15 protein-coding genes and 1 pseudogene are annotated in these 26266 nt (G+C 64.6%); 11 read left to right on the top strand and 5 right to left on the bottom strand.

The features are described 5' to 3' along the window. The first annotated feature begins 6 nt into the window (after nt 1-6). From GGR45_RS17445 to GGR45_RS17460, 4 genes are all read left to right on the top strand, one after another. A complete protein-coding gene (locus tag GGR45_RS17445) occupies nt 7-7467 on the top strand; it encodes an autotransporter outer membrane beta-barrel domain-containing protein (RefSeq protein WP_246358297.1) in 7461 nt (2486 codons plus the stop codon). Between the two features lie 260 nt (nt 7468-7727). Beyond that, nucleotides 7728-8765 carry a S1 family peptidase gene (locus tag GGR45_RS17450; RefSeq protein WP_175310679.1) on the top strand — a complete coding sequence of 346 codons (1038 nt, stop codon included), beginning with the start codon at nt 7728-7730 and terminating at the stop codon, nt 8763-8765. Nucleotides 8766-8957: 192 nt separating this feature from the next. Then, nucleotides 8958-11327: a TonB-dependent receptor gene (locus tag GGR45_RS17455; RefSeq protein WP_175310680.1), complete on the top strand. Its 2370-nt coding sequence runs from the start codon at nt 8958-8960 to the stop codon at nt 11325-11327. Further along, nucleotides 11327-12160, top strand: coding sequence for a tyrosine-protein phosphatase (locus GGR45_RS17460; protein ID WP_175310681.1), 834 nt, complete (start codon nt 11327-11329; stop codon nt 12158-12160). The genes GGR45_RS17455 and GGR45_RS17460 overlap by 1 nt, the downstream gene beginning before the upstream one ends. A 4-nt stretch (nt 12161-12164) precedes the next feature. On the opposite strand, the gene rfbA is transcribed toward GGR45_RS17460, so the two are convergent. Both rfbA and rfbB read right to left on the bottom strand, forming a co-directional pair. Further along, nucleotides 12165-13094, bottom strand: a complete 930-nt coding sequence (rfbA, locus tag GGR45_RS17465) for a glucose-1-phosphate thymidylyltransferase RfbA (RefSeq protein WP_175310682.1) — start codon at nt 13092-13094, stop codon at nt 12165-12167. A gap of 9 nt (nt 13095-13103) precedes the next feature. Continuing rightward, the gene (gene rfbB, locus GGR45_RS17470; protein ID WP_175310683.1) at nt 13104-14189 is read right to left on the bottom strand and encodes a dTDP-glucose 4,6-dehydratase; all 1086 of its coding nucleotides are present in this window, start codon (nt 14187-14189) and stop codon (nt 13104-13106) included. A 234-nt stretch (nt 14190-14423) separates the two neighbouring features. Here rfbB and GGR45_RS17475 point away from each other — a divergent pair, with 234 nt between their 5' ends. Together GGR45_RS17475 and GGR45_RS17480 are read left to right on the top strand one after the other, a co-directional pair. Then, the gene (locus GGR45_RS17475) at nt 14424-17234 is read left to right on the top strand and encodes a TonB-dependent receptor (protein WP_217497874.1); all 2811 of its coding nucleotides are present in this window, start codon (nt 14424-14426) and stop codon (nt 17232-17234) included. A 317-nt stretch (nt 17235-17551) separates the two neighbouring features. After that, nucleotides 17552-18718, top strand: coding sequence for a nucleotide sugar dehydrogenase (locus GGR45_RS17480; protein WP_175310684.1), 1167 nt, complete (start codon nt 17552-17554; stop codon nt 18716-18718). Nucleotides 18719-18981: 263 nt separating this feature from the next. On the opposite strand, the gene mqo is transcribed toward GGR45_RS17480, so the two are convergent. Genes mqo through GGR45_RS17495 form a run of 3 tightly spaced genes read right to left on the bottom strand, consistent with a single transcriptional unit; the run spans nt 18982 to nt 21425 of the window. Further along, nucleotides 18982-20502, bottom strand: coding sequence for a malate dehydrogenase (quinone) (mqo, locus tag GGR45_RS17485; RefSeq protein ID WP_175310685.1), 1521 nt, complete (start codon nt 20500-20502; stop codon nt 18982-18984). Nucleotides 20503-20514: 12 nt separating this feature from the next. Next, entirely contained in the window at nt 20515-20901 is a 387-nt protein-coding gene (locus tag GGR45_RS17490; protein WP_175310686.1) for an AraC family ligand binding domain-containing protein, read from the bottom strand. Continuing rightward, a complete protein-coding gene (locus GGR45_RS17495) occupies nt 20898-21425 on the bottom strand; it encodes an FUSC family protein (protein ID WP_175310687.1) in 528 nt (175 codons plus the stop codon). The genes GGR45_RS17490 and GGR45_RS17495 overlap by 4 nt, the downstream gene beginning before the upstream one ends. A 296-nt stretch (nt 21426-21721) precedes the next feature. Between GGR45_RS17495 and GGR45_RS17500 the strand changes: the two genes are divergently transcribed. The 5 genes and pseudogenes from GGR45_RS17500 to GGR45_RS17520 form a co-directional block, all read left to right on the top strand. Further along, nucleotides 21722-22351: a TetR/AcrR family transcriptional regulator gene (locus tag GGR45_RS17500; RefSeq protein ID WP_175310688.1), complete on the top strand. Its 630-nt coding sequence runs from the start codon at nt 21722-21724 to the stop codon at nt 22349-22351. A 233-nt stretch (nt 22352-22584) separates the two neighbouring features. After that, on the top strand, nt 22585-23154 hold the full coding sequence (locus GGR45_RS17505; protein ID WP_175310689.1) for a TetR/AcrR family transcriptional regulator: 570 nt from the start codon (nt 22585-22587) through the stop codon (nt 23152-23154). Nucleotides 23155-23217: 63 nt separating this feature from the next. Continuing rightward, the gene (locus GGR45_RS17510; RefSeq protein ID WP_175310690.1) at nt 23218-23841 is read left to right on the top strand and encodes an OmpA family protein; all 624 of its coding nucleotides are present in this window, start codon (nt 23218-23220) and stop codon (nt 23839-23841) included. A 357-nt stretch (nt 23842-24198) separates the two neighbouring features. Continuing rightward, nucleotides 24199-25068: an MBL fold metallo-hydrolase gene (locus tag GGR45_RS17515; protein WP_217497876.1), complete on the top strand. Its 870-nt coding sequence runs from the start codon at nt 24199-24201 to the stop codon at nt 25066-25068. 221 nt (nt 25069-25289) lie between these two features. Beyond that, nucleotides 25290-26174: pseudogene (locus tag GGR45_RS17520) on the top strand (complex I subunit 1/NuoH family protein); the annotation flags it as partial. Nucleotides 26175-26266 lie beyond the last annotated feature (92 nt).

Genomic DNA, 26266 nt, shown 5'->3' on the forward strand with positions numbered 1-26266 from the left:
CCATAGATGTCGCTCTTCAATTGGGGGATGTCCGAAATGGTGAAGGCGTTGTCGCGTGGCCGGCAGGTAAAGGCACGTGCGTTGCAGTCGAGCGCGATCCTGGTCGCGATCCTGGTGGCAGAACCCGCCTTCGCCCAGTGCACCCCCGACCCGACACAGGCCAACGCGACTAGCAGCTGCACCGGCACCGACAGCAACGGTCTGGTCGTCACGACCTCGGGCACCACGGTCGACGTCGCGGCGGGCGCGAGCGTGACGAACACGGGGGCGGCCGCGATCCGCTATGCGATTCCCACGAACCTCAGCGGCTATGGCTATTCGACGCTGACCATCGGGGGCCGCGTTGATGGCGGTGATCAGACGGGCGTGCAACTGATCCGCCAGACGACGAGCCCATATTATTCCGGCCTCAACCTGAACATGACCGTCGCGGCGGGCGGCAGCGTCAGCGGGGCGAACGGCGTCGTCATCGGCCAGACCGGCACCAGCTATGGCAGCACGACCGCGTCGATCGACAATAGCGGCACGATCAGCGGTACCGGCACCGGCACGAATGGATATGCACTGCTGTCGACCGATCCGTCCTACGGCGTGTTCCAATCGATCACCAACCGCGCTGGCGGCACGATCGGCGCGATTAGCGGCGCTGTCGGCACGCTGACCAATGCGGGCACGATTGACGGCGGGACGCGCAGCGCGATCGATGCGGGCGCGAGTTCCAACGCGTCTCTCTATGGCAATAGCTGGACGAACAGCGGCACGATCACCAACAACGGCACCGCCGCCACGCTGGCCAATGTCCGCGCGTACACGCTGACCAACAGCGGCACGATCAGCAATGCCGGGACGGGCGCGGCGATTGCGGACGGCTATACGTCGCTGATCAATCAGGTTGGTGGCCGGATCACGACGGCGGGAACGACCGCCATTCAGAATGACCGCGGGGTAACCCTGGTCAACAGTGGCACGATCGTCGGCGATGTTCTGGGGGCGATCGGTTCTCAGGGCTATAGCAGCAATGTCGACAACGCCGTCGGCACGATTACCGGCAATGTCCGTTTCGGCGCGGGCAATGATACGCTGACCGTCGGCTATGCGAACGGCGCGATCCGCACCGGGATCAGCGGCATGATCGACGGCGGGGCGGGCACCGACACGCTGCGCGTCCGCTTCACCAGCGATGCCACCGTGTCCTCGCCGGTGACGCTGCCGACCAATTACGAACAGCTGATCCTGGCCCCCGATGCCAAGGTGACCGCGACACTGTCGAGCGGCTTTACGGTTGCGGGACCTTTGCGCATCGCAGGCAGCGGTACGATCATCAGCAATGCCGCACTGAGCGGCACCGGCATCCTCCTGTCCGACGAGTTCGGCTCTTCCGGTTCGCCGAGCGTCACCAATGCGGGCAGCATCACCGGCACCACGACTCAGAGCGGCGGTTTCATCGTTCAGTTGGGCTCGGTGAACCGGTTCGAGAATAGCGGGACGGTCGCCGCGACCGGGAACGGCATCTCGTTCAGCTCGCAAGGCGCCTTCGTCAATTCGGGCACGATCACCGCGACCCGCACCGCCGTTTCGCTGTTCGGGCCGAGCTTTGCCAATTCGGGCACGATCCGCTCGACCGGCGGGATCGCCGTGACCCTGTCGGGGTCCTATGGTTCGACTTGGACCAATAGCGGCCGAATCGAAGGCACGATCGCCGGGCTACAGCTATCGAGCGGGCTGACCAACAGCGGCACGATCACTGCGACCGGCACCGGTGTGTTCATCGACTCTTACGGCCAGCTCAACAACCAGGCTGGCGGCGTCATCACCGGGGGCACGCGCGGCATCGGGACGAGCGGCAATTTCACGGTGTCCAACGCGCGCATCGCCAATGCGGGTACGATCAATGGTAACGTGACCTTCGGCACGTCCTCGTTCGACAGCTATTATGGCAACAACAATGCCTATTATGCGCTGGCGGGCGGTGTCCTGAACGGCAATCTGGCGCTGTCGAAGGGCGACATGCTCGTCGCCGAAATGGCGGGGTCGAGCGGCGACCGCTTTGCGGGCATCACCGGCACCGTTTCGGGCGCACAGGCGATTCTGCGACTGCGCGTGCGGAGCGACGCCAGCGCGACGCTGCCGACCTCGGCCGCTTTCGCAACGGTCGGCTACGAACTGTTCGACAAGGTCGCGCTGACGCTGACCGGCACGGGCGCCAGCCGTCCGCTGACGCTGGCCGGGCAGGGGACGGTCGACCTGACCGCCGACATCGCCGCCACGACCGGCCCAGCGATTTCCGTAACTTCCCGGACCGTGGCACCGGGCGAGACCTATGCCGACAATGCGCTGACCGTCACCAGCCGCGGCACGCTGTCGCTGACGGCGTCGGATGCGAATTCCTATCCGGGCTATGCCGTGTCGCTGGGCAGTGGCGACGGCTTCGTCAATGCGGGCACGATCACCGTCCGCGATGCCCGTACGCCGGTCTATAGCCAGATCGCGGCGATCTCGGGCGGCAAGAGCGTCACCAATGACGGGACGATCACGCTGGACGGGGCGACCGGCATTCGCAGCGCGCAGAGCGTCACCAACACCGGCCGCATCGTGCAGGCCGCCGGGGGCCGTGCGGCGACCGGCATCAGCGGCGTCGGATCGCTGGTGAACACGGGCACGATCGAGGTGACCGGCCCTGCGGTCCAGGTCGATTATGGCTATAACCCCTTGGGCAACACGCTCGACAATAGCGGCCGGATCGCCAGCACCGGCGGGATCGCGATCACCGGCGATTACGGCTATGGCGTCGCGATCCGCAATCTGGCCGGGGGCATGATCGCGGGGGCGACCGGCCAGAACGCCATCCGGATCAACGGCGGTCAGGTCGTCAATGCCGGGACGATCATCGGCGACGTCGATCTGGGTTATGCCAGCTATGGCGGCCGATCCTATTCCAACGCGGTCTATACTGCCGCGGGCGGCACGCTGAACGGCAATCTGCGCTTCGGCGACGGCGACGACACGCTGGTCGTCACCGACGGCCAGATCGGCGTTACCGGCACGATCGACGCGGGCGCGGGCACCAACACCTATCGCCATGCCTTTACGAAGTCCGGCACCGTCACGCTGGGCAACGTGACCCTGGCTGGTTTCCAGCGCGAGGGCGTTCAGGCGATCGGCATGGATACGGTCGTGACCGTCCAGTCGGGCGCGACGCTGGCGTCACTGAACGTGCTGGGCGATGGCCAGATCGTCAACACCGCCAATGTCGATGGCGATCTTACCATCGGCGACAGCCCTTATTATGTCCTTCAGCCGCAGACCGTCCTGGCGGCGCTGACCAACCAGGCCGTCGTCAAGGGCAGCGTCATCGGCCGGGTGTCGCGCTTCACCAACAGCGGCGCGATCGGCGACGCCGCCCTGAAGCAGGTGGCCGTGTCGATCGGCGGTGTCGGCGACATGAGCTTCGCCAATTCGGGCAGCATCCTGAACGACGGCAACCAGCCCAGCGTCAGCCTGTCGGTCAATGACGGGACGATCACCGCCACCAATAGTGGCGCGATCGCCCAGGGCTTTGGTGCCTTTGCCAGCAATTACGGCGGTTACGACGGTGGCGGCACGACGACGCCCGCCGCGCCGAAACCGCTGGGCATCGCGCTGACCAACACCGGCACCATCGGCAGCACCGCCGAGGGGCGGATGGCCGTTCTGCTTCAGATCAACGATCAACGGGGCGCCGGTGGATCGATCCGGTTCGACAACAGCGGAACCGTCACGCAGGGCGTCAGCGCCTATGTCAACAATTCCACCTATGGTGTGACGCCGCAGTCCAATGCGGCGCAATCGATGCAGATCGCGCTAAGCAACAGCGGTACGATCACCACGGCCCAGCAGGGTCAAGCGGCCGCATCCTTGGGGATCGACGATTACCAGAGCGCAGGCGGAGCGATCCGCTTCGACAATAGCGGGACGATCGACGCCAGTGGGGCAGGCGGAGTGGGTGCGCAGATCGGCTTTTATGCCCCTGCCGCGACGACCAACCCGGCGCGCACCATCGCCATCACCAACAGCGGCACGATCCGTGGCAATGGCGGCGGGCTGGTCAGCAGCGGCGTCTATTATCCGGGCGGGATGCAGCCGGTGGAATATACCGCGACGTCTCCGGCAGGCGGCGTGCATGTCTTCGGCAACGGCGATGTCGCCGCGACGATCACCAACACCGCCAGCGGCGTGATCGAGGCAACCGGCGAGAAGTCGGTGGCCGTCCTGGCGACCGGCGCCGCGCTCGACCTGACCAATGCGGGGACCATTCGCGGCGGGACCGGCACCACGCTGGACAGCGCCGACCAGTTCGCGGTCTTCAACGGCTCGACCTATCTGGCGGGCGCGATCCACACCACCGGCGCGCTCGACAACCGGATCGTCAACACCGGCACCATCATCGGCTCGATCGCACTCGGCGCGGGCGATGACCGGATCGAGAATAGCGGCCGGATCGAGGGCAATGTCTTCCTCGGCGCGGGCGACGACAGCTTCCTGCACCGCGCCAGCGCGACGCTGATCGGCACGGTCGATGGCGGCGACGGCACCGACAGCCTGATCATCGACGCGACCGGGGGCGGCACCGTCAACGGCAACCAGTTCGTCAATTTCGAACGCTTCAGCCAGACCGGCCAGGGCAATGTCACCTATGCAGGCGCGTTCAACTTCGACACGCTGGGCGTGGCGGGCGGATCGGTGACGGTCGCGGCGGGCCAGACGCTGACCAGCACCGGTGCTGTGACCATCACCGGCACCGACGCGGCCGAGACGGTGACCAACAACGGCACCATCGCCGGCTCGGTCGCGCTGGGTGGCGGCAACGACCGCTTCGTCAATGCCGGGCTGGTCCAGGGCGCGGTGGCGCTGGGCGACGGCAATGACAGCTTTGTCGAGGGCGCAGGTTCACGCGTGGTGGGCGGCGTCGATGGCGGCGCGGGCACCAACCTCTATACCGCGCTGCTCAGCGGCGACCGCACGGGCCTCGGCCAGCGCAGCAACTTCCAGCAGCTGGCGGTGACCGGCACCGGCACGCTGTCGCTGACCCTCGACCAGAGCTTCGACACCGTCGCGCTGGCGGGCACCGGGCTGAACGTCGCGCTGGCGGGCAACCGCATCGGCGCGGTCACCGGCTCCGACGCGGCCGAGCAGCTGCGCGTCGATGGCGACATCGCCATCGTGTCGCTGGGCGCGGGCGACGACCTGCTGGGGCTGGGCACGGCCAATGCGGCGGGCCGCTATGATGGCGGCACCGGCAACGACTCGCTGCGCTTCACCGCCAATGCGCCCGTCGTGCTGAGCGGGGTGGCGACCGGCTTCGAGAATGTCGCCCTCACCGGTAACGCGCTGACCGTCACCGGTTCGCTGGGGGCACAGGGCGCACCGCTCAGCTTCGGCGACGGCGGCCTGGCGCTGACCGTGGCCAAGGGCGGCACGCTGGCCGGGGTCATCGATCTGGGCGCGGGCAATGACGCGTTGCGCCTGGCGGCGGGCTCGGTCCTGCTCGGCACCGTCACGGGTGGCTCGGGCAATGACAGCGCCACGCTGGAACTTGCGGGCAACCAGATTCTGGCGGCCGGCACGCTGAACGGCTTCGAGACGCTGGCGACCGAGGGGACCGGCAACCTGACCCTGACCGGAACGCAAGCCTATGCCCAGGTCAACGCCGCGACCGACCTGACCATCGCCTCGGGCAGCAGCCTGACCGCAGGCCAGGTCGCCTTCACGGGCGGCAACCAGCGCTTCACCATCGCAGGCACCTTCGCCGGCGCCGTGGACGGCGGGGCAGGGACCGACACGATCGCGCTGTCGGGCGGCACCGCTGCCGCGCCGGTCGCCTTCACCAATGTCGCCAATGTCGAGGCGCTGGCGATGACCGGCGGCTATGCCACGGTGTCGGGCAACGCGTCGTTCGGCTCGGTCGACATGGCGAGCGGTCGCCTGGTCGGGCTTGCGGGCTCGACGATGGCTGCCACCCAGTTCCTGGTGCGCCAGGGCGCGACCTTCGGCTCGGCGGGCACGGTCAACGGCAATGTGAACGTCGCGGGTATCTTGAGCCCCGGCGCGTCGCCGGGCACGATGACGGTCAACGGCAACGTCACGCTGGCCAGCGGCTCGCTGTCCTACTTCGAGCTGACCCCGACCGTGTCGGACAAGCTGATCGTCAATGGCGGGCTGACCATCGGCAGCGGATCGACGTTGCAGATCGTGTCGAGCGGCGCACTTCGCCCCGGCACCTCCTACGACCTGATCGTCGCCAGCGGCGGGATTTCGGGCAGCTACAGCAATGTGCTGAAGCCGTCCGACCTGTTCGGCTTCATCGTCCAGCGCGCCGACCGCATCCAGCTGCTCGGCCAGTTCCTGGGCGATGCGCGGTTCAGCCCGCAGGTGGCGCGCAGCATCGACTATGCCAACGCGACGCTCGCCAAGCAGCCCGCGACGAGCACGCTGTTCGCCGCACTTCCGTCGCTGCTGACCATTTCGGGTGCGTCCAATCCGCGTGGCTTCGCGCAAGTAACGCCGGAGGCCTATGCCTCGGCCGCCCAGATCGGCGTCGACAATGCGCTGGGTCTGGTCCAGGCCGCGCGCGGTCCCGCCTTCGCCACCACGCGCGAGGACGCCGGCGTCTTCACCTTCGCCCAGACGCTCGGCCAGTGGCATACGCTGGGCGCGGACATGGGCCAGGGGACCAGCGCGGCACAGACGCGCGGTTACGGGTTCCTGGGCGGCGTCGGTTACGGCGATCGCCAGTGGATGATCGGTGCGTTCGGTGGCTGGCTCGACACCCGCCAGTCGATCGCCCCGCTTGCCGCCTCGACCAAGGCGGACGGCGTGGTCGCGGGTGTCCATGGCCGCTATTCCATGCCGAACGGCTTCGGCTTCGGCGCGTCGATCGTCTATGACGGTGCGCAGGCGCGTACGACCCGCGCGTTGCCGGGCACGACCTCGGCGTTCGGGCGCTATGACCTGCACAGCTGGACCAGCGATCTGTCGGTCCATTATGCGGCCGAGCTGGCCGAGGGCTGGTCGCTGACCCCGCGCGCCGGGCTGACCTATCTGCGCACCCGCCGGGCGGGCGTGGGCGAGACGGGCGGCAGCCCCTTCGCCCTGACCGTCGCACGCCGCGATCTGGTCGCCGGCTTTGCCGATGCCGGTGTCACCTTCGGCCGCAGCGATGCGTCGGACGCAGCCTTCCGCCCCTTCGTGACGCTGGGCGCGCGTTACCAGATCGAGGGCAACCGCGCCGTCGCGCTGGGCGGCTATGCAGGCGGGGGCGAGGGCCTCGTCGCGCTGGGCGCCGCGCGCGCGCCGCTGGTCGGCACCGCCACGGGCGGCGTCGCCTATCGCTTCGCGAACGGCGTCGACCTCTATGCGACCGGCAGCGCCCAGACCGGCCGCGACGACCATCAGGAAACGATCACGGCGGGCCTGCGCCTGCGCTTCTGATCGACCGGGGGTGGAGCGGCGTGATCCGCTCCGCCCCATTCCCAAAGTCTGTCGCCTCCCAGATGGGGGCCGTCCTTAGCGTGTCACTCCGCCCCGAGCCGGGACCGAATAAGGCGCATGGATCGCGCGACGGATGAGGTGACGCTGTTTGACGCGGATAGAGCCGGACAGCCACTCCGCCACACATAGGCTCGTTTGCGGAGCGTCCCCATTTCCCATGTCCAAAGGGCCATTTCGGGAAACGCATTCGGGAACAGGTTATGGGAAAGCCGGTCGACCGCGACATGCGCGATCGGCGCATGCTCCCCGGCTCAATCCCTGAACCTTCGTTGCGAGAATGGAAGCGAAGCGATCAACGCCGTATGTACGATCCCAGTCCGATCGCATATCGATTGGCGAAAGATCAAAGAGGCAAAGGGGTATTCGTGGGGAAGCTGACTTGGCTCGTTGTTCCGTTGGCGCTGATCGCCGCAGACGCCGACGCGATTGTTATCCGCCGCACGCAGCAGGACGCGCAATATCGCGTTGATCCGCAAACTATTCCCGCGTTGGCAGACCTGCCCGATGAGGGTCATGGCACGCTGATTGCCCCGCGCTGGATCGTCACGGCGGCACATGCCGTAAGCATGATGCAGATGATGCCCGAGGAGAGGTACGTAACGCTTAACGGCAAGAGACGGGCAGTAAGCCGGATCGTTGTATATCCGGATTACCCTGCTGCCCGAGATGGCTGGCAGAAGTTATTTGGTGGGCTCAAGACGGCAGACCCCGAAACCTTTGCAGCGCAGTATGTCAAGGCAATGGCCGACATGCACGACATTGCTCTGCTAGAGCTTGCCGAGCCTGTGACTGACGTAAAGCCAATGCCGGTCTACTGGGGCAACGCCAAGCCGGGAATATTGAGCACGGTATATGGTGCGGGAGCGACAGGCACCGACGTCACCGGCGCACCCGACAATGCCAGTCATCGGACGCAATTGCGGCGAGCAGAAAACCGGCTGACCCGGACCGATGGGCAGTGGCTTCGCTTCGCCTTCGATTGTGGTGCTCACGCCCCGCTGCTTAGTGGCGCAACGGCAGGTGGGGACAGCGGTGGTCCGGTCACGATCGATGTGTCCGGACGCAAATACCTCGCCGGAATCACACACGGCCTCGACGCTACTCTTGCCGAGGAAAAGAAGATTGTGCCGCAGATGCAGGATGGCTCGTTCCGCATGGGTCTATGCGGACAAACCTTCGCGGCTACGCGGGTAGCTTTCTACAAGGCGTGGCTTGATCGAACGATCGCCGGGAAGTGATGCCATTTTCCCAAAATACCATCCCAATCGGAACGGTCGCCGGGCGCGGCGTACGATTTCGATCATCCTCTCACCACCCCAGATGACATCATTGTCATCATAAAAACCGCATCATTCCCCCAGAACGTCATCAAGCCGCAATGATGCGGCACCAAGGGACGGCCGCATAATCCTTTGGGGGGACTCCACATCATGATCTCGTTCAACCTGCGTTTCGCGGGGCGGCTCTTTGCGTCCAGTGCACTGGCGCTTCTGCTCGCCACGCCCGCCTTTGCGGCCGATCCCGACCCCGCGCCCGAACCGGCCAAGACGACCGCGCCCGACGACCAGAAAACCAATGCCGATGGTTCGCTCAACGAGGTCATCGTCACCGCACAGAAGCGGCCCGAGAGCCTGCAGAAGACCCCGATCGCGATCTCGGTCCTGTCGGCCGAGGACCTTCAGAACCGCCATGTCCAGTCGCTGGTCGACCTGCAGGACGGCGCGATCCCGTCGCTTCGTGTCGCGCCCTTCTATTCGCGCAACTCGGCGCTCATCATGAACATTCGCGGCATCGGCGTGCTGGCCGACAGCAACCAGCCCGCGCGCGACCAGGGCGTCGGTGTCTATATCGACGGCGTCTATCTGGGCCGCGCACAAGGCTTAGGCACCGCGCTCTACGATATCGAGAGCATTGAGGTGCTCAAAGGCCCGCAAGGGACCTTGTTCGGCCGCAATACCGAGGGTGGCGCGGTCAGCATCGTCACCAGAAAGCCAACCGGCGAGTTCGGCCTGACCGCGACCGCCGGGATCGGCAATTTCGGGTCGCACAAGGCCGAGGCCCACCTCAACCTGCCCGAATGGCATAATTTCAGCGTCAAGCTGGACGGCATCGTCACCAAGCGCGACGGGCTGGTCATCAACCCGCTGCCCGGACAGGCCGATTTCAACGGCTTCGACCGGCACGGTGCGCATGTCGAGGTTCTGTGGAAGCCGCAAGACGGGGTGAGTGCCGACTATGCGTTCGACACCTCCTATGACGCCTCGACCCCGCTCTATCTCCAGGCGATCACCAACGGCACGCTGACCCGCGCGCCCGCCTTGCCGCTCCAGCCGAACCGGGTGCGCCGCGCCAGCATCGGCGTGCCGCAGCAGGAGAGCATCGGCAAGACGCATGGCCATCGCCTGACGCTCGGCCTCGACCTCGCGCCCGGGCTCCAGCTCAAGTCGATCACCGCGTACCGCGAGCTGGACCAGAGCCAGTATGACAATGGCGGCCAGAACAGCACCACCTACAAACCGAACACCAGCTTCAGCCGCTACAGCCTGGCGGGCTTTGCACAGAACCAGTTCAGCCAGGAAATCCAGCTGATCGGCGACACCCCGCGCCTGAAATATGTCGCGGGCGCCATGGCCTATCGCGAGCATAGCAGCGACAATGCCCAGGCGTTTAACACCATGGTGTGGAACGCCGACGGCACCGCCGCGACCGTGGCGAACTACAACATCGCCACCGTCCCCTTCGACCGCGCCAGCCGGATCACGACGCGTAGCATCGGCGCGTTCGGCCAGGCGACCTGGACCCCGGCGATCCTGGGCGACCGGCTGCACCTGACGGGCGGCGCGCGCTATACCCGCGACATGAAGCATGGCGAGCTGTTCATCGTGAACGGCAAGACGCCCAATGTCGACGGTGTGGTGGCCCCGCGCACACTGGACGCCGCCTGGTCGCGCGTCGATCCACTGCTGACCCTGGCCTATGACGTGACGAGCGACGTGCATGTCTATGGCAAATGGTCGGAGGGGTATAAGTCGGGCGGCGCCAATTCGCGCTCGCTGCGCTATGCGCCGTTCAACCCGGAAACGCTGTCGATGTTCGAGATCGGCGCCAAGAGCGAGTTTCTCGACCACCGCGTCCGCCTGAACCTGGCCGCCTATACCGGCGCGTACAAGGCGATCCAGATCGACTTCCAGGCGAATTATCTGCAGGTCGATGCGCAGGGCAACCTGCTCCAGACCAACCGCACCACGATCGAGACCGCCAATGCACCCGGCACCGGCCGCGCCAAGGGTGTCGAGGCCGAACTGACCGTCGCGCCGATGGCGGGCCTGACGCTGACCGCCAGCTATGCCTATAACGACGTGACCATCCCGGCGACGGTGAACCCCTTCCCGCAAGGCGCGACCGGCCAGATCGTGACGACGCCGATCAAGATCTACCCCGTCTATACCCCGGCGCACGCCGCCAGCGGCGCGGTCGATTACGAGCGGCCGATGGGCGACTATAGCCTGGTCGCGCATCTCGACGCCAATTACGACAGCGGCTTCTATGCCAATTACAACGACCCCGCGCCGGGCGTCGCCCAACCCAAGGGCGATCCGGGCTTCGTCGTCAACGGCCGGATCGGCATCACCGACATTGCTCTCAACGACACCGGCGCGCGGCTGAGCGTCTCGGCCTGGTCGCGCAACCTGCTGAACGAACAGCATATGTTCTATAAGGGGCTGAACACGCTGACCGGCCTGTCGGGCTTCTTCAACGAGCCGCGCACCTATGGCCTCGAAGCGACGGTGAAGTTCTGATGCGCGCGATGATCGCACTCGCCCTGGTGCTGGCCATTCCGACGGGGGCTTCGGCCTCCGCCCCCGTGGCCGCTCCGGCGCATAGCCGCGTCCTGCCCTTGCAGGGCGGGCACAATTTCCGCGATCTGGGCGGTTATCGCACCGCCGATGGCCGAACGGTGAAATGGGGGCTGCTCTATCGCTCGGGCGAGATGCACGACCTGACGCGAGCGGATTATGCCTATCTGCAAAAGCTCGGCATCCGAACCGTCTGCGACTTTCGCGACACGCGCGAACGCGCGACCGAGCCGACGCTGTGGCCCGCCGGTCATAGCCCCAAGGTGCTGAGCGACGACTATGCGCTCGACATGAGCAGCCTGAGGCTGCCGGGCGACCCCGCCGGCTGGACGCATGACCAGGTCGTGACGGCGATGACCGCGACCTATCCGAAACTGCTCGACCAGTTTCGCGGCCAGTATCGCCGCATGTTCGCCGAACTGCTCGCGGGCGACGTGCCGCTCGCCTTCCACTGCACGGCGGGCAAGGACCGCACCGGCGTCGCGGCCGCGCTGCTCCTGACCGCGCTGGGCGTGCCGAGGGCGACGACCATCGACGACTATCTGCTGTCCAACCAGCACATGGCGCCGATGCCCGCCCACCCGACCGGCTTCTGGGCCAAGCTCTCCCCCGAGGCCGCGCGCACCTTCGCCGGGGTCGACCGCCGCTATATCGACGCGGTCTTCGCCGTGACCGACCGCCATCCCGGCGGGACGATGGGGTATCTGAAGGACGAACTCGGCCTGGGCGCTCCCGAGATCGCCAGGCTGCGCGCGCTGTATCTGACCAAGGGGTGATCGTTCACCCCTGCCGCCTGTCCCCCTTGCGCCGTTCGCCCAGCGGCAGCGGCGCGGGGGTGTCCTCGATCGCGGTCAGGATCGCGCGGCCATAGGCGGTCTTGGCCAGTGCCCGGCCTCGCGCCTCGGCTTGCTCGCGGGAGATGAACCCCTGGAGATAGGCGATCTCCTCCAGGCAGGCGATCTGGATGCCCTGGCGGTGCTGGATCGTGCGGACGAACTCCGCCGCCTCCAGCAGGCTGTCATGCGTGCCGGTGTCGAGCCAGGCGAAGCCGCGCCCCATCGCTTCGACATGCAGTGTCCCGGCATCCATGTAGCGGCGCGCCAGGTCGGTGATCTCGAGTTCGCCGCGTGGCGAGGGAGTCAGCGTGGCGGCGTGATCGCAGACCGTGCCGTCGAACAGATAGAGGCCCGTGATCGCATAGCTGGACCGGGGCCGCTCGGGCTTTTCCTCGATCGATACGGCCCGCCCCTGATCGTCGAAGGCGATGACGCCGTAACGCCGGGGATCCTCGACGCGATAGGAAAAGACGGTCGCCCCGCCCCCGGCCTCGACGCTGGCGACCGCGCGGCGCAGCATCGGGCCTAGGCCGTTGCCGAAAAAGATATTGTCGCCCAGCACCAGCATGGCGGGCGCCCCGGCCAGCCAGTCGCGTCCGATCGTGAACGCCTGGGGCAGCCCCTCGGGGCGCGGCTGTTCGGCATAGGTGATGCTCAAGCCCAGACCGCTGCCGTCCCCGAACAGGGTGCGGTAATGTGGCAGGCAATCCGGGCTGGAGACGATCAGGATCTCGCGGATCCCCGCCAGCATCAGCGTCGACAGCGGATAATAGACCATCGGCTTGTCGTAGACGGGCAGGAGCTGCTTGTTGACGACCAGCGTCGCCGGATGAAGCCGCGTGCCGGTGCCGCCCGCCAGGATGATGCCTTTCATGAAGCCACCTTATCCGTCCACGCTGAACAATGCGTTAGGGGTCTGGCCCAGTCCCCGTCGCTGATCCGCCGCGCGCTCGGCCAGGATCGGCCGCCACCAATGCTCGTTGGCGAGATACCAGCGCACCGTCTTTTCCAGGCCGCTTTCGAAGCTTTCCTGCGGCGCCCAGCCCAGTTCCTCGCGGATGCGCGTCGCGTCGATCGCATAGCGCAGGTCGTGGCCGGGGCGATCGGCGACGAAGCCGATCTGCTCGGCATAGGCGCGGCCGTCGGCGCGCGGATGCAGGCGATCGAGGATCGCGCAGAGCGTGCGCACCACATCGATATTCCGCCGCTCGGCATCGCCCCCGATATTGTAGCGCCGCCCCGGCTCGCCCCGCTCGAACACGGCGTGGAGCGCGCGGACATGATCCTCGACGAACAGCCAGTCGCGGACATTCTCACCGCGACCATAGACGGGCAGGGTTTCCCCGCCCAGCGCCTTGACGATCATCAGCGGGATCATCTTTTCGGGGAAGTGATAGGGGCCGTAATTGTTCGAGCAGTTGGTGACGATCACCGGCAGGCCATAAGTGTGCCCCCAGGCACTGACGAGATGATCCGACGCCGCCTTGCTGGCCGAATAGGGAGAGCGGGGATCATAGGGGGTGGCTTCGCTGAACCGTCCGGTCTCGCCCAGCGAGCCGAACACCTCATCGGTCGAAATATGGTGGAAGCGGAATGCCGCCCGCTCGGTCGGCGGCAATTCCCGCCAATAGGCATAGGCCGCATCGAGCAGGGTGAAGGTGCCGACGACATTGGTCTCGATAAAGGCGGCAGGTCCGTCGATCGAGCGGTCGACATGGCTCTCCGCTGCCAGATGGGTGATGATCTGGGGCCGAAAATCACCGATCGCCTGAGCAACCGCCACCGCGTCGCGCACGTCCGCCTGGACGAAGCGATAGCGCGGATCATCCGCGACGGGCGCCAGCGCGCTCAGCGTCCCGGCATAGGTGAGGGCATCGAGGTTGAGCACCTCATGCGCGCTGTGCCGGATCAGGTGGCGGACAAGCGCCGACCCGATAAACCCGGCCCCGCCGGTCACTAGAATGCGCATCTTGGCTGAAATCCGCTTAGGGTCGATGATCGGACATCAGGAATGCCGCGTCTTTCCCGGCGCTGCCACCCGAATCTTGCCAGGAGCGGGGGCGCGTTCGGCAAAGACTTGTGACGCCCGCGTCATCAAGTCGTCATCGCAATCACATCGCACCGTAACAATGTGCCGCCACGGGGGCGGGAACGACCGGCGCCGGGGGGTGTCGGCACGACCAAGCGCCCAGGGGGAAGCATCATGCACGCCATCCGTTCCGGCATCCGCGGTCTCGCGGGGGCCTCACTCATCGCATTGGGCTTTGCCGCGATGCCCGCGCTCGCCAGCGCGGGCGACGTGAGCGCACCGGCGGGGGTTCCTGCGGCGGGGCCGATCCTGTCGGGGCGCATCTATGACGCGACCGGCGTCGCGCTGCCCGGCGCGCGGGTCGTGGTCGTTGGAAATGAGGGGGGGACGGGGGCGCAGGCGACCACCAACCTCCAGGGTGAATTCAGCGTCATCACGCCCGAGGCGCCGGGCGACATAACCCTGCTGATCGACTATCTCGGCCGCCCGCCCGTCACCCATGTCGTCCCCGCGGCCGAGCGGGGTCGCGACGTCTCGCTGACCCTGCCCGCCGCCAGCGACGAGGGCAGCGACATCGTCGTCACCGGCGCCTCGCTGCTCGACAATACCGCGCGCGCGCTCAACCAGCAGCGCACCGCCGACAACACCGTCACCATCATCTCGTCCGATGCGATCGGCCGCTTCCCCGATCCCAACATCGCCGAGGCGCTGCAGCGCGCGCCCGGTGTCGGCATCGAGCGCGACCAGGGCGAGGGCCGCTATATCAATGTGCGCGGCGCGCCGTCCGAATGGTCGGCCGTCTCGGTCGACGGCATCCAGATCCCCTCGGTCGATCCGACGACGCGCGCGGTCGATCTGGATACGCTGCCCTCCGACATCGTCGCCAATCTGGAAGTCACCAAGTCGCTGCTGCCGTACCAGGATGCGGACTCGATCGCGGGCGCGGTCAACATCACCACGCGCTCGCCCTTCGATCGCAAGGGCTTTGCGCTGACCGGCATGGCGGGCGCCAGCTACAACCAGTACGGCAAGGGCAGCGATTATCGCGGATCGGCTGCGGTCAGCGATACGTTCGGCCCGGACCGCCAGTTCGGCCTGCTCTTCTCGGGCAGCTATTCGATGACGCATCGCCGCCCCGACAATGTCGAAAACACCTGGAGCCAGACGCCCGCAGGCTTGCGCGTCACCGAGACGCTGTTCAAGGATTACGACACCAAGCGCCAGCGGATCGCGGGCACCGGCGCGTTCGAGTGGCGGCCGTCGGACCAGACCCATGCCTGGGTGCGCGGCACCTATGCCCGGTTCGAGGATGACGAATTCCGCGACCGCATCGGCATCCTGTGGAGCGAGGGCACGCTGCAGCCCGGATCGACCGACCGCACCGCGACGTACCGCAACACCCGCATCGAAAAGCAGGTCCGCCACCGCAAGCAGGTGAACGAGATCTGGTCGGCGACCGCCGGGATCGAGCAGCGGCTGGGCGAGGGTACGATCCGCGCCGACATCGCCTATAGCGAAAGCTCGCAGACCTATCCGCGCCGTGACGAGCTGCTGTTCCGCTCAAGCCTGCGGCCGACGCTCTCCTACGACTTCGCCGATGCCGATCTGCCCGGCTATTCGCTGTTCACGTCCAAGGAGCATCTCCAGGCCGGCACCTATGCCTTTCGCGAGAACACCTATCGGTCGAACACGACCAAGAATGACGAACTGACCCTCGCGCTCCGCTCGGACGTGCCGCTGGGCGATTTCGTCACCGTCTCGGGCGGCGGCAAATATCGCGAGCGGCATATCAATGCCGATGAAGAGCGGTTCCGCGACCGCCGCGCCTCGGCCGCACCCTCGCAAAGCCTGGCGGGGCTGTTGTCGGACGAGGACTCGCGCAATTTCGGCTATGATCTGGGGCAGCGGTTCGACACCGGGCTGGCGGACGCCTATTTCGACGCGACCAAGGCCGCCTCGGAACGCCGCCTGCCGCAGTCGCTGACCGCCGATTATGTCGCGGAGGAGAAGATCCTCGGGCTGTTCGGCATGGCGAAATACGTCAAGGACGGCACCACCCTGATCGCGGGGCTTCGCGTCGAGACCACCGATTTCGAGAGCAGCGCGCCCAGCGTCTCGCGCACCGGGGCGGTCGTCACCGCGCGGGGGCATAATGGCTATGCCGACTTCTTCCCCAATCTGACGCTGCGCCAGGCGTTCACGCCCAACCTGATCCTGCGCGCCGCGCTCAGCCGCGCGATCAACCGCCCCAATTTCCCGCAGATCGCGCCGCGCGTGCTGGAGACGACCGAGGGCAACACGGTGCGCGTCGAGTTCGGCAATCCCGACCTGAAGCCGACCTTGTCGAACAATGTCGATGCGGGTCTGGAATATTACATCCGGCCGCTGGGCGTGATCTCGGTCAACGGCTTCTACAAGGACCTGTCCGACTATCGCTACACGCTGACCAGCACCGGCGTGTACAATGGCGTGGGCGGCGCGATCCTCAGCCGCCCGATCAATGCGCGGCGTGGCGAGCTGTACGGCGTCGAGCTGAACTGGCAGCAGCATCTGAGCTTCCTGCCGGGCGTGCTGAGCGGGCTGGGTGTGTTCGCCAACTATACCTATACCAAGGGTCATGCGTCGTTCGACGCCAGTTTCGGCGGGCGCAGCCGCTTCGCGCTGCCGGGCCAGTCGACGCATATGTGGAACGCCAGCGTCTTCTACGAACGCGGGCCGGTCAATGTCCGCGTCGCCTATACCAAGCGCTCGGACTATCTGGACGAGATCAACGCCGACAACCCCGCGCTCGACCTCTATTGGGAGGGTCGCGGCCAGCTCGACGTGACGGGCAGCGTGCAGCTCGCCAAGGGCATCAACCTGTTCGCCGAGGGCAAGAACCTGACCAACACGCCGGGCGTGCGCTATTTCGGGCAGCGGTTCCGCACCTATGAATATGAGAAGTTCGGCTACACCCTGTTCGGGGGCGTGCGGGTCAAGCTGTAAGGCGCGACGGCACTGCTTGAATCAAATCGAGCCCCTCCCCTTCAGGGGAGGGGACGGGGGTGGGGCGCTGCCGCAAGCGTAACGTTCGTGGCGATGCCCCACCCCAACCCGTCCCCTGAAAGGGGAGGGGGTCCAGCTCAGGCCATCCCCTTCAACCCCGGGGCGGCATGACCGAAATGGGACAGGTCGCCGCCCGCGCGTCTGTGCTTCGCCACTGCAACATTTGCGATTGCCGAACCGCTCATGCATGGCACGAAGCCAGTGTCGCAACATGAGCAGACGGACAGACGACGATCCTGCCCGTCCGGGGGTGTAGAATGAAGATCGCTGTTTTCGGCCTCGGCTATGTCGGCATGTCCAACGCGGTGCTGCTCGCGCAGCATAACACGGTCGTCGCGGTCGACATTTCCCCGGATCGGGTCGCGATGGTCAATGCGCGGACGTCGCCCATCATCGATGTCGAGTTGCAGGATTTCCTGACCGGCCGCACGCTCGACCTGTCCGCCACCACCGACGCGGGCGCGGCTTTGGCAGGCGCCGATTACGTCATCGTCGCCACGCCGACCAATTACGATGTCGACACCGACAGCTTCAACACCTCGTCGGTCGAGGCGGTCATCGCCCTGGCCAAGACCCATGCGCCCGAGGCCACCGTGGTCGTCAAGTCGACCATCCCGGTCGGCTTCATCGACGATGTCCGCGCGCGCCTGGGCACCACCCAGGTCATCTTCAGCCCCGAATTCCTGCGCGAGGGGCGCGCCCTCTACGACAATCTCCACCCGTCGCGGATCATCGTCGGCGAACAGTCGGAGCGGGCGCGCATCTTCGCCGACCTGCTGGTCCAGGGCGCGGAGAAGCAGGACATCGCCGTCCTGTTCACCGGCACGCGCGAGGCCGAGGCGATCAAGCTGTTCGCCAACACCTATCTCGCGATGCGCGTCGCCTTCTTCAACGAACTCGACAGCTATGCGATCGCGGGCGACATGGACACGCGCCAGATCATCGAGGGCGTCGGCCTCGATCCGCGCATCGGCACGCATTATAACAATCCCAGCTTCGGCTATGGCGGCTATTGCCTGCCCAAGGACACCAAGCAGCTGCTCGCCAATTACACCAGCGTGCCGCAGAACCTGATCCGCGCGATCGTCGACGCCAACCGCACCCGCAAGGATTTCCTGGCCGACCGGATCATCGCCAAGCGCCCGAGCCGCGTCGGCATCTTCCGCCTGACGATGAAGGCGGGGTCGGACAATTTCCGCCAGTCCTCGATCCAGGGCATCATGAAGCGGATCAAAGCCAAGGGGATCGAGGTCGTGGTCTTCGAGCCCAGCCTGGCCGAGGACAGCTTCTTCGGGTCAAAGGTCTACCGCGACCTCGCCGCCTTCAAGCAGGACAGCGACGTCATCATCGCCAACCGCAACGACCCCGAACTGGCCGATGTCGCGGACAAGCTGTTCACGCGGGATATTTTCGGATCGGACTAAAGGGCAGGGTACGGCCTTTCCTCCCCTCGCAGGGGAGGAATAGCCCCGCCTGATCATCCCCCCTTCGGCGGACACCGATGACAGGCTCTGCGGAGCCGGGAGGTGTTTTGATGGCAAGCTAGCCGAAGCCGGGCAGGCGCTGTCCGGACATATCGAGGGCTACTGTCATCGACACCGCATGCGCTCGGCTATCGGGTAGCTTACACCCCGACAGGCCGGGCGCATGACCGGATGACGCAGCGTGTCCGCCGAAACGGGGAAGATCAATCAGCGGGCGACTGGCTCTCGATCGTCGCGATCCGCAGCACCTTGGCCGTGCTGGCTCGCTCCCTATGGCACGCATCGGCATCGACCTTGAGGTCGATGCCATAGGTCGGGATGACAGCCTTCAGCCTGGGCAACCAGTCGTCCTCGACCAGCCGGTGGCTGAAGCAACGCTTGAGGGTGTCGAGCGCGATCGCAGCCGCGGTGGAGGCGCCAGGCGATGCGCCCATCAACGCAATCAAAGATCCGTCCTGCGCGCCTACAAGCTCCGTGCCGAATTGCAGCGTTCCGCCGCCATGACCCGTAGGCCGAATGATCTGCACGCGTTGCCCGGCGACCGCTTCATACCAGTCCTCCTTCCGCGCATTGGGGAAGAACTGCTTCAGCGTCTCGAACCGGCTGTTCTCGGTCAGGATGATCTGGTCGGCCAGATATTCCTCCAGACCGAAGGAATGGATGCCGACGTCGATCATCGGCCCGATATTGCCCAGCCGCAACGAGAGCGGGAGGTCGAACCACGACCCTTCCTTCAGGAATTTCGGGCTGAAACCGGCATAGGGGCCGAACAGGATGGAATGCTCGCCATCGACCACTCGCATGTCCAGATGCGGCACCGACATGGGTGGCGAGCCATGCGCTGCCTTGCCGTAAACCTTGACCTTGTGCTGCGCGACGACTTCCGGCGTATCGCAACGAAGCCAGATGCCGCTGATCGGAAAGCCGCCATAGCCATGCCCTTCCGGAATACCGCTTTTCTGGAGCAGGGTCAGCGACGCTCCGCCCGCGCCGATGAAGACGAACCTGGCGTTCAACGCGCCGGACGTCCCATGATCGCCATGGGCGTGATAGCCGACATGCCATGATCCATCCGGATTTTGCGACAGCGCGTTGACCTCGGCGCCATAATGATCCTCGAACCCCGGCTTGTTGCGCAGCGCCTGGAGCAGAATGTGGGTAAGCGTGCCGTAGTCCACGTCGGTGCCCGTCACCATTCGTGTCGCCGCGACCGGCACGTCCGCTGCGCGGCCCGTCATGACCAGGGGCGCCCACTCGGCGATGACGGCAGGATCCTCGCTATATTCCATCCCTGCAAAGCAATGATGCGAACTCATCGCCGCATACCGCTTCCTCAGGAAGGCGACATTCTCTTCACCCACGACGAATGCACAATGCGGGCAGGTCCGAATGAATGCGGAAGGATCGGGAATGTCGCCGGCTTCGACCAGATGCGCCCATAGCTGACGTGACAGATCGAACTGGACGTTGACGTCCAGCGCCTTCGCTATATCGACCGTGCCGTCCGCATTCTCCGGCGTGTAGTTCATCTCGCAATTTGCCGCATGGCCGGTGCCCGCGTTGTTCCAGCCATCCGAGCTTTCGAGCGCCGGCCCGTCCAGCCGTTCGAGGATGGTGATCGTGAGGGCGGGATCGAGCGCGCGCAGGAATGTGGCCAGCGTCGTGCTCATGATACCGGCGCCGATCAGGGCGACGTCGACGGTCTTCGCGTCCGTGGAGGTCATGGCGTTCCTTTCTTATCGCTTGGCTGTGAAGCCGACATCGGCCCCTTGCGGCAGGATCACGTAGGCTCGGCGCCACGGCTCTTCGCCGATGATGCGCCAGACATGGCCGGTCCCCTTCGTGTCCTCCGCCAGCAGCACGTCGCCAGGACGAATGACGAAGGTCCCGCCGTCGCGCGTCTTGAACTCCAGCGTGCCGCCCAAGGTCAGCACCAGCTGATATGTCGGAGCATCATGCCACTCGAGTGCCTGATCCGGCTGCGTTTCGCGGAAGGATACCGAAGATGCGGCAATGGTTGCACCGATCAGATCACCGGGCTTGCCCTGGCCCAGTGACAAGCTGCCCTCTTCGAACGACGAATTTCCAGTATCGTTCGTCCAGATACGGATACACCTGATCATGTATGTCCTCGCTCGTTCTTGGCGGCGCCTTCGTCCACCACGCGATGATAGACGATCTTGCCGATCATAATTTCCACCAGAAGATGCAGTAATGTGCCTACAACCCCGCCCAGCATAACTTCGGCCCCGCGGTTAAGGCCGACATGCCAAAGCGGCAGACCGGGGGTCGCCGTCAGGAAGACGATCGGGCACGTCCACATGCAGACCTTCACCAACGGATGTCGTCGCGCAATGACGGCTGCGAGCGCGACGGAAAGGGCGATCTTCACGGCATTGCCTGCTCCGGCCCATTCAGCAGGCAAGCCGATAAGCACTGCGATCGCGACGCCGAGGAGCGTTCCGACAAACCGACCAAGGGTCGCCTGGCGCGTGTCTCCCAGCTTTTCCTGGCCGACGATCACCCCGGTCATGGCGGCCCATACCGGATGGGGCAGACCCACGGCCTGTGCCAGCAGGAACGACAAGGTTGCCGCGCCCGAGCACCGGAAAACGAAGGCAAGCTCGCGTGCGCGATCTTCGGTCAATGCGGTCTCCCGTCATCTCTCGACCCATGCCCGCTTATGCGAGCCGTTGCTGGAACTCCTGGCGGGAACAAAGTGCCGCTCGACAGGGGAGCGGGTTTGACCGAGGCCGGCACGGCAGGCGTTCGAAGGCGAAGCGGATAGAGGCTGTGATACGCGGCGACATCGTCTGAGCAAGGGAAGGCGCCAGGATGTCGCAGCCGCCCCCGGCCCCGCTCGGACCTTCGCGTGTCTGAACCCATGACAATCGGTCGAGGGACCTGTTGCAGGGGTGAGGGTCCGGGCGCTAGTGCAGCCCTATGCCCCGCGTCAGAACCCGCCCTACAAGACAGGACACCGCCGATCGGCTCGTCTCCGGCGCACGCAAAGCCATCACCGAACGCAGCTTTCACGGCGCAACGGTCGATCATATCTGTGAAGCCGCCGGGCTGACCAGGGGGGCATTCTATTCCGGCTTCAAGACCAAGGAGGAATTGTTCCTCGAGCTTTACGGCCGGGTGAGCCTGGACGTCGCACATCTTCTCGGCAATGCGCTGGAAGAGGCTCTCAAGGGCGACGGCGATCCCATCGATACGATGTTCCAAAAATTTGCGGCCGCCTATCCGCTCGGTCGCGAATGGTACATCCTCAATGCCGAGATGACCCTCGTCGCGCTCCGCTCGGAGATCGCGGCCGCAACCTTCGCGAAGCGTCGTCAAACCCTGCGGCATATGGTCGTCGCCAAGATCCAGCAGGTGCTGGACATGTCTTCGCGGCGCCTGACGATCGATCCGGATCTTCTGGCGCGCGCACTGATCGGCCTGACGGACGCGGGCCTGGGACAATCCCTCATCGAGCCCGACAAGCTGGGCAGATCGACGTTCATCGAAGCGATCTGTCCCGTCATTCTCAAAAGCTGCTCGGAGCCATTGCCAGCCGGCGGGTCATGATCGGCCTGCCGCCTGCAAATAGACCGCGTTACTGACGTGGCCCATATGGTCGATGTCGACAGCTGTCAGCTGGAGGGCATGGGAGTCACGTCTGCCGCCGCTGGTCATTCTGTTTGCCCTGCTTGTCGTCATTGACAGACATTGGCCAATAGTCGATATTATCATTGATGACAATAATGGGGCAGCCCTCTCGTAGACGACGGCGTCAACCTGAGGAGCTTCGCGAGGAGGCCTTGGCGGCTGCCCGCGAGATTTTGGTTGCCGAGGGGCCGGGCGCCATCACGTTGCAGGGTGTCGCCGCTGCGTTGGGCATGACGCACGGGAGCATCACGCACAATTTTGGAACTGCGGCCAACCTCCAGGCTGCCGTCGCCGACTCGCTGGTGGAGGAGCTGCTTTTCGAGGTCTGCACGGGCACGTCGCTGCTAAGGACGGGTGCGATCGATGAAGAAGCTCTGGTCGATCGCGTGTTCGAGGTGTTCGAGCGCACCGGCGTTGGACGGCTTATCGGTTGGCTGGCGGGGCACTCCAGCCCGCTCCTCGCTCCGTTGTTCGAGCGGTTCGCGCGGCTGCCTGCCGAACTTTCCAAGCACGAAACTGATCACGCCGCCTTCGCCGAAACCGATCTGCCAGCGATCATCGAGGGGATCGTCATGCCAGCTCTTAGCGCATCATTGATCGGGGCCGATTTGCTAAAAGCGCTCAATCTGCCCGAATCGTTTACACGCGACAGGGTCGGACGATATCTTGCCGACGAGCGCTCATCGCGCTTGGCGGCGACCGCGAATGCCAGAGCGGAATGACGGCGATGCGAGCCCTGATGACGCTTGGCATGACCCTTTCACAGGATCCGAGGTGCATGAATTATGTCTGATCACCGCAGGACGCCCGCCCGGCCCGGCAAAGATATGAGCCGACGAAGGCGAATTGGTATCGCCAGCTTGGTCATTCTGATCTTCTGTGTCGCACTGGTGCTCACCGGCCGAAAAATAGCTTCGGACCACGAGATCGAGGCGCGCGGTGAGCAGATTCCCGCGGCCGCGAGAAACGTTGCCGTGCTGCCGGACGGGAACCTCGTTTTCGCACCGGACGGCTCCGTAGCCAAAGCCCTGACCGACTGGCTTGAAAACAACGACGGGACGCCGAGAAGCTTCGAGGTCGGCGAAGGCCAATTCCAGGACAGGGCGGTGGAACCCATCGCCAAAGCAAAGGCGCATCTTCCCGAATTGGTGAATATGCTGAATGCCTATCCCAAATTGAAGATGACGATCGTCGGACACACGGACGATCAGGGGAACGCGGCCGACAATGAGAAGCTCTCGCTTGAGCGTGCCAGATGGCTTGAAAACTATCTCGTGCAATCCGGCATCGCGCGTGACCGGATCGGCGTGCAGGCGCGTGGTGCGCTTGATCCGATAGCCGACAACTCCACACCCGATGGTCGAAGCCGGAACGAACGCCTCACCCTGATCTTCGCACCAGCGGGATGAACGAAGAGCGGACCGTCGGACCACGGAACGATGAACGCTGGTGCAAACGAATAGATTCCGCTTCGCTCCCCTGTGTCCTTGGGGATTTCTCAGGCGATGATGTCGGAAGTCACTCCGGCCTCTTCGCTTGGTACCGCCATCCTATTGTTGAAGAATGTGGTGCGTATCTGGATCTGATTACTGATCCATGATCCAGCTCGATATTGCCTCCAACAAGGCGCGGTTCACGGGAAAGATAATGGAAGAATGAGAAATTCTATTAAAATAGCTCTTTTGGCAGCCGTGTGCCTCGTCGGTGTCGGAGGATTTTGGGGCTACCAGGAACTGAGACCACGATCGACGGCGGCCTATAACGACATGAGGTCGGTTGCGCCGAAAGGGCCGACCGATCTCACGGTCCGCTATCTCGGAACGGCCTCGCTTAGCTTCGACGACGGCGAGACCGCGATCATGGAGGACGGCTTCTTCTCGCGGCCCGGCGTCTTCAGCGTAGTGGCGAGCAAGATTCCGCCAAACGAACAACGGATCAACGAGGGGCTGCAAAAGGCGGACATTCATCGCCTTGCCGCCATCTTCGTGGCGCATTCCCACTATGATCACGCGATGGACACGGGAAACGTCGCCTTGAAGACGGGAGCGGTCGTCCTTGGATCGCAGTCGACGAAATATGTCGTGGAGGGCGCCGGCCTGCCCGCCTCGCGGGTTCGTTTGATCAAGGATGGGTCGGTCTTCCAGTTCGGCCGCTTCAAGATCACGGTATTCGAGACGCCGCATTCGCCTCATCCGGCCTTTCCCGGCATCATCGATCGCGTCATCACCCCGCCCGCCAAGGCCGAGGAATATAAGCTCGGCCAGAACTACTCCTTCCTCATCGAGCATGGCGCGCGTCGCATATTGGTGATCGGCAGCGGCAACTATATCCCCGGCAAGTTCAAGGGTGTGAAGGCAGACGTCGTCTTCCTCGGCGTCAGCATGGCCGGCAGGCAGGGTGATGCGTTCGTGAAGAACCTTTGGCACGAGTCTGTGGAGCTGACGGGTGCGAAGCTGGTGATCCCGGTCCACTGGGACGACTTCTTCCAGAAGTTCGGCGATCCCCTGAACGCTCTACCCGCGAAGCTGGATGACTTCGACAAGACGATGAAGGTGCTGGTGCCGCTCGCCAAGCGGGACGGCGTTACGCTGCGCATTCCGACCGCCTACACCCCGATCGATCTCGACCAGCGCTAGGACGCTCCGAGGCAAGGCCCTTGCCCGCCTCGCTTCTCGGCTTTGTGCCGGAGGCGGACGGGGGGCTTGCTCAAACGCGCGATACGGAAGCAGGTGGCCGCTATTGCATCTATTATGTGGACATAATGCCCACTTAACGGGTATGCCGTCGCCCGATTGATCACGACCCGGACTATTCCCGACACGTCGGACCGCGGCGCTGGCATGGGGCAAGGTGGCATATGACTCAGTGGTTTCAGACATTCCTTGGCCCCGCGGCAGGCTGGCTGGTCGCGCACCTAATCCTCATACTGCTTATCGTTCTGCCGCTGCTGCTGTTGGTCGCGATGATCATTTATGCCGAGCGTAAGGCGTGGGCCGCTTTTGCCCTTCGCCGGGGGCCGAACGTTGTCGGGCCTTTTGGCGCTCTGCAGAGCTTCGCTGATGGCCTTAAAGCGTTCCTGCAGGAGACGATTGTCCCGTCGGCGGCCAACCGTCGGCTTTTCCTATTAGCGCCGATCATAACCTTCAGCGTTGCATTGATCGCTTGGGCGGTCATTCCGCTGGGACCAGGAATGGTTTTAGCCGACATCAATGTGGGGCTTCTATACTTGCTCGCAGCATCGTCGCTAGGCGTTTACGGCGTCATTCTTGCGGGCTGGGCAAGCAACTCGAAATACCCGTTTTTCTCGGCAATCCGTGCGGCCTCACAGATGATAAGCTACGAAGTTTCGATTGGCTTTGTCCTGATATCGGTCGTCATGTGGAGCGGGACGTTCAACCTCCAGGGTATAATCCAGGCCCAAAAAGGCATTTTCGGATTTTTCAACGGCTTCGTTATACATCCTTTGCTTTTCCCGATGTGGGTTGTGTTTTTTATATCCTCGATGGCAGAAACATCGCGGACACCGTTTGATATCACCGAAGCCGAGAGTGAGCTGGTTGCCGGATACCAGACGGAATATTCGTCGATGAGCTTCGCAATTTTCTACTTGTCGGAGAACATCAACGTATTGCTCATGGCGACGCTCAACGCCGTCCTGTTTTGGGGCGGATGGTTGCCTCCACTTGACTGGGCACCCCTCTACGCCATTCCTGGTTTTTTCTGGCTTTTGGGGAAGGCACTAGAGCGGTTTCCGTTCAGTCTGGGTCATAGCCGCAGGAGCTGAAGTAGTTGGCGCATTCCTGCGGCTGGAAGAGGTCGACCAATCTGCCGATG

This window comes from Sphingomonas zeae (assembly GCF_014197135.1).
In the GTDB taxonomy this organism is placed as follows: Bacteria; Pseudomonadota; Alphaproteobacteria; order Sphingomonadales; family Sphingomonadaceae; genus Sphingomonas; species Sphingomonas zeae.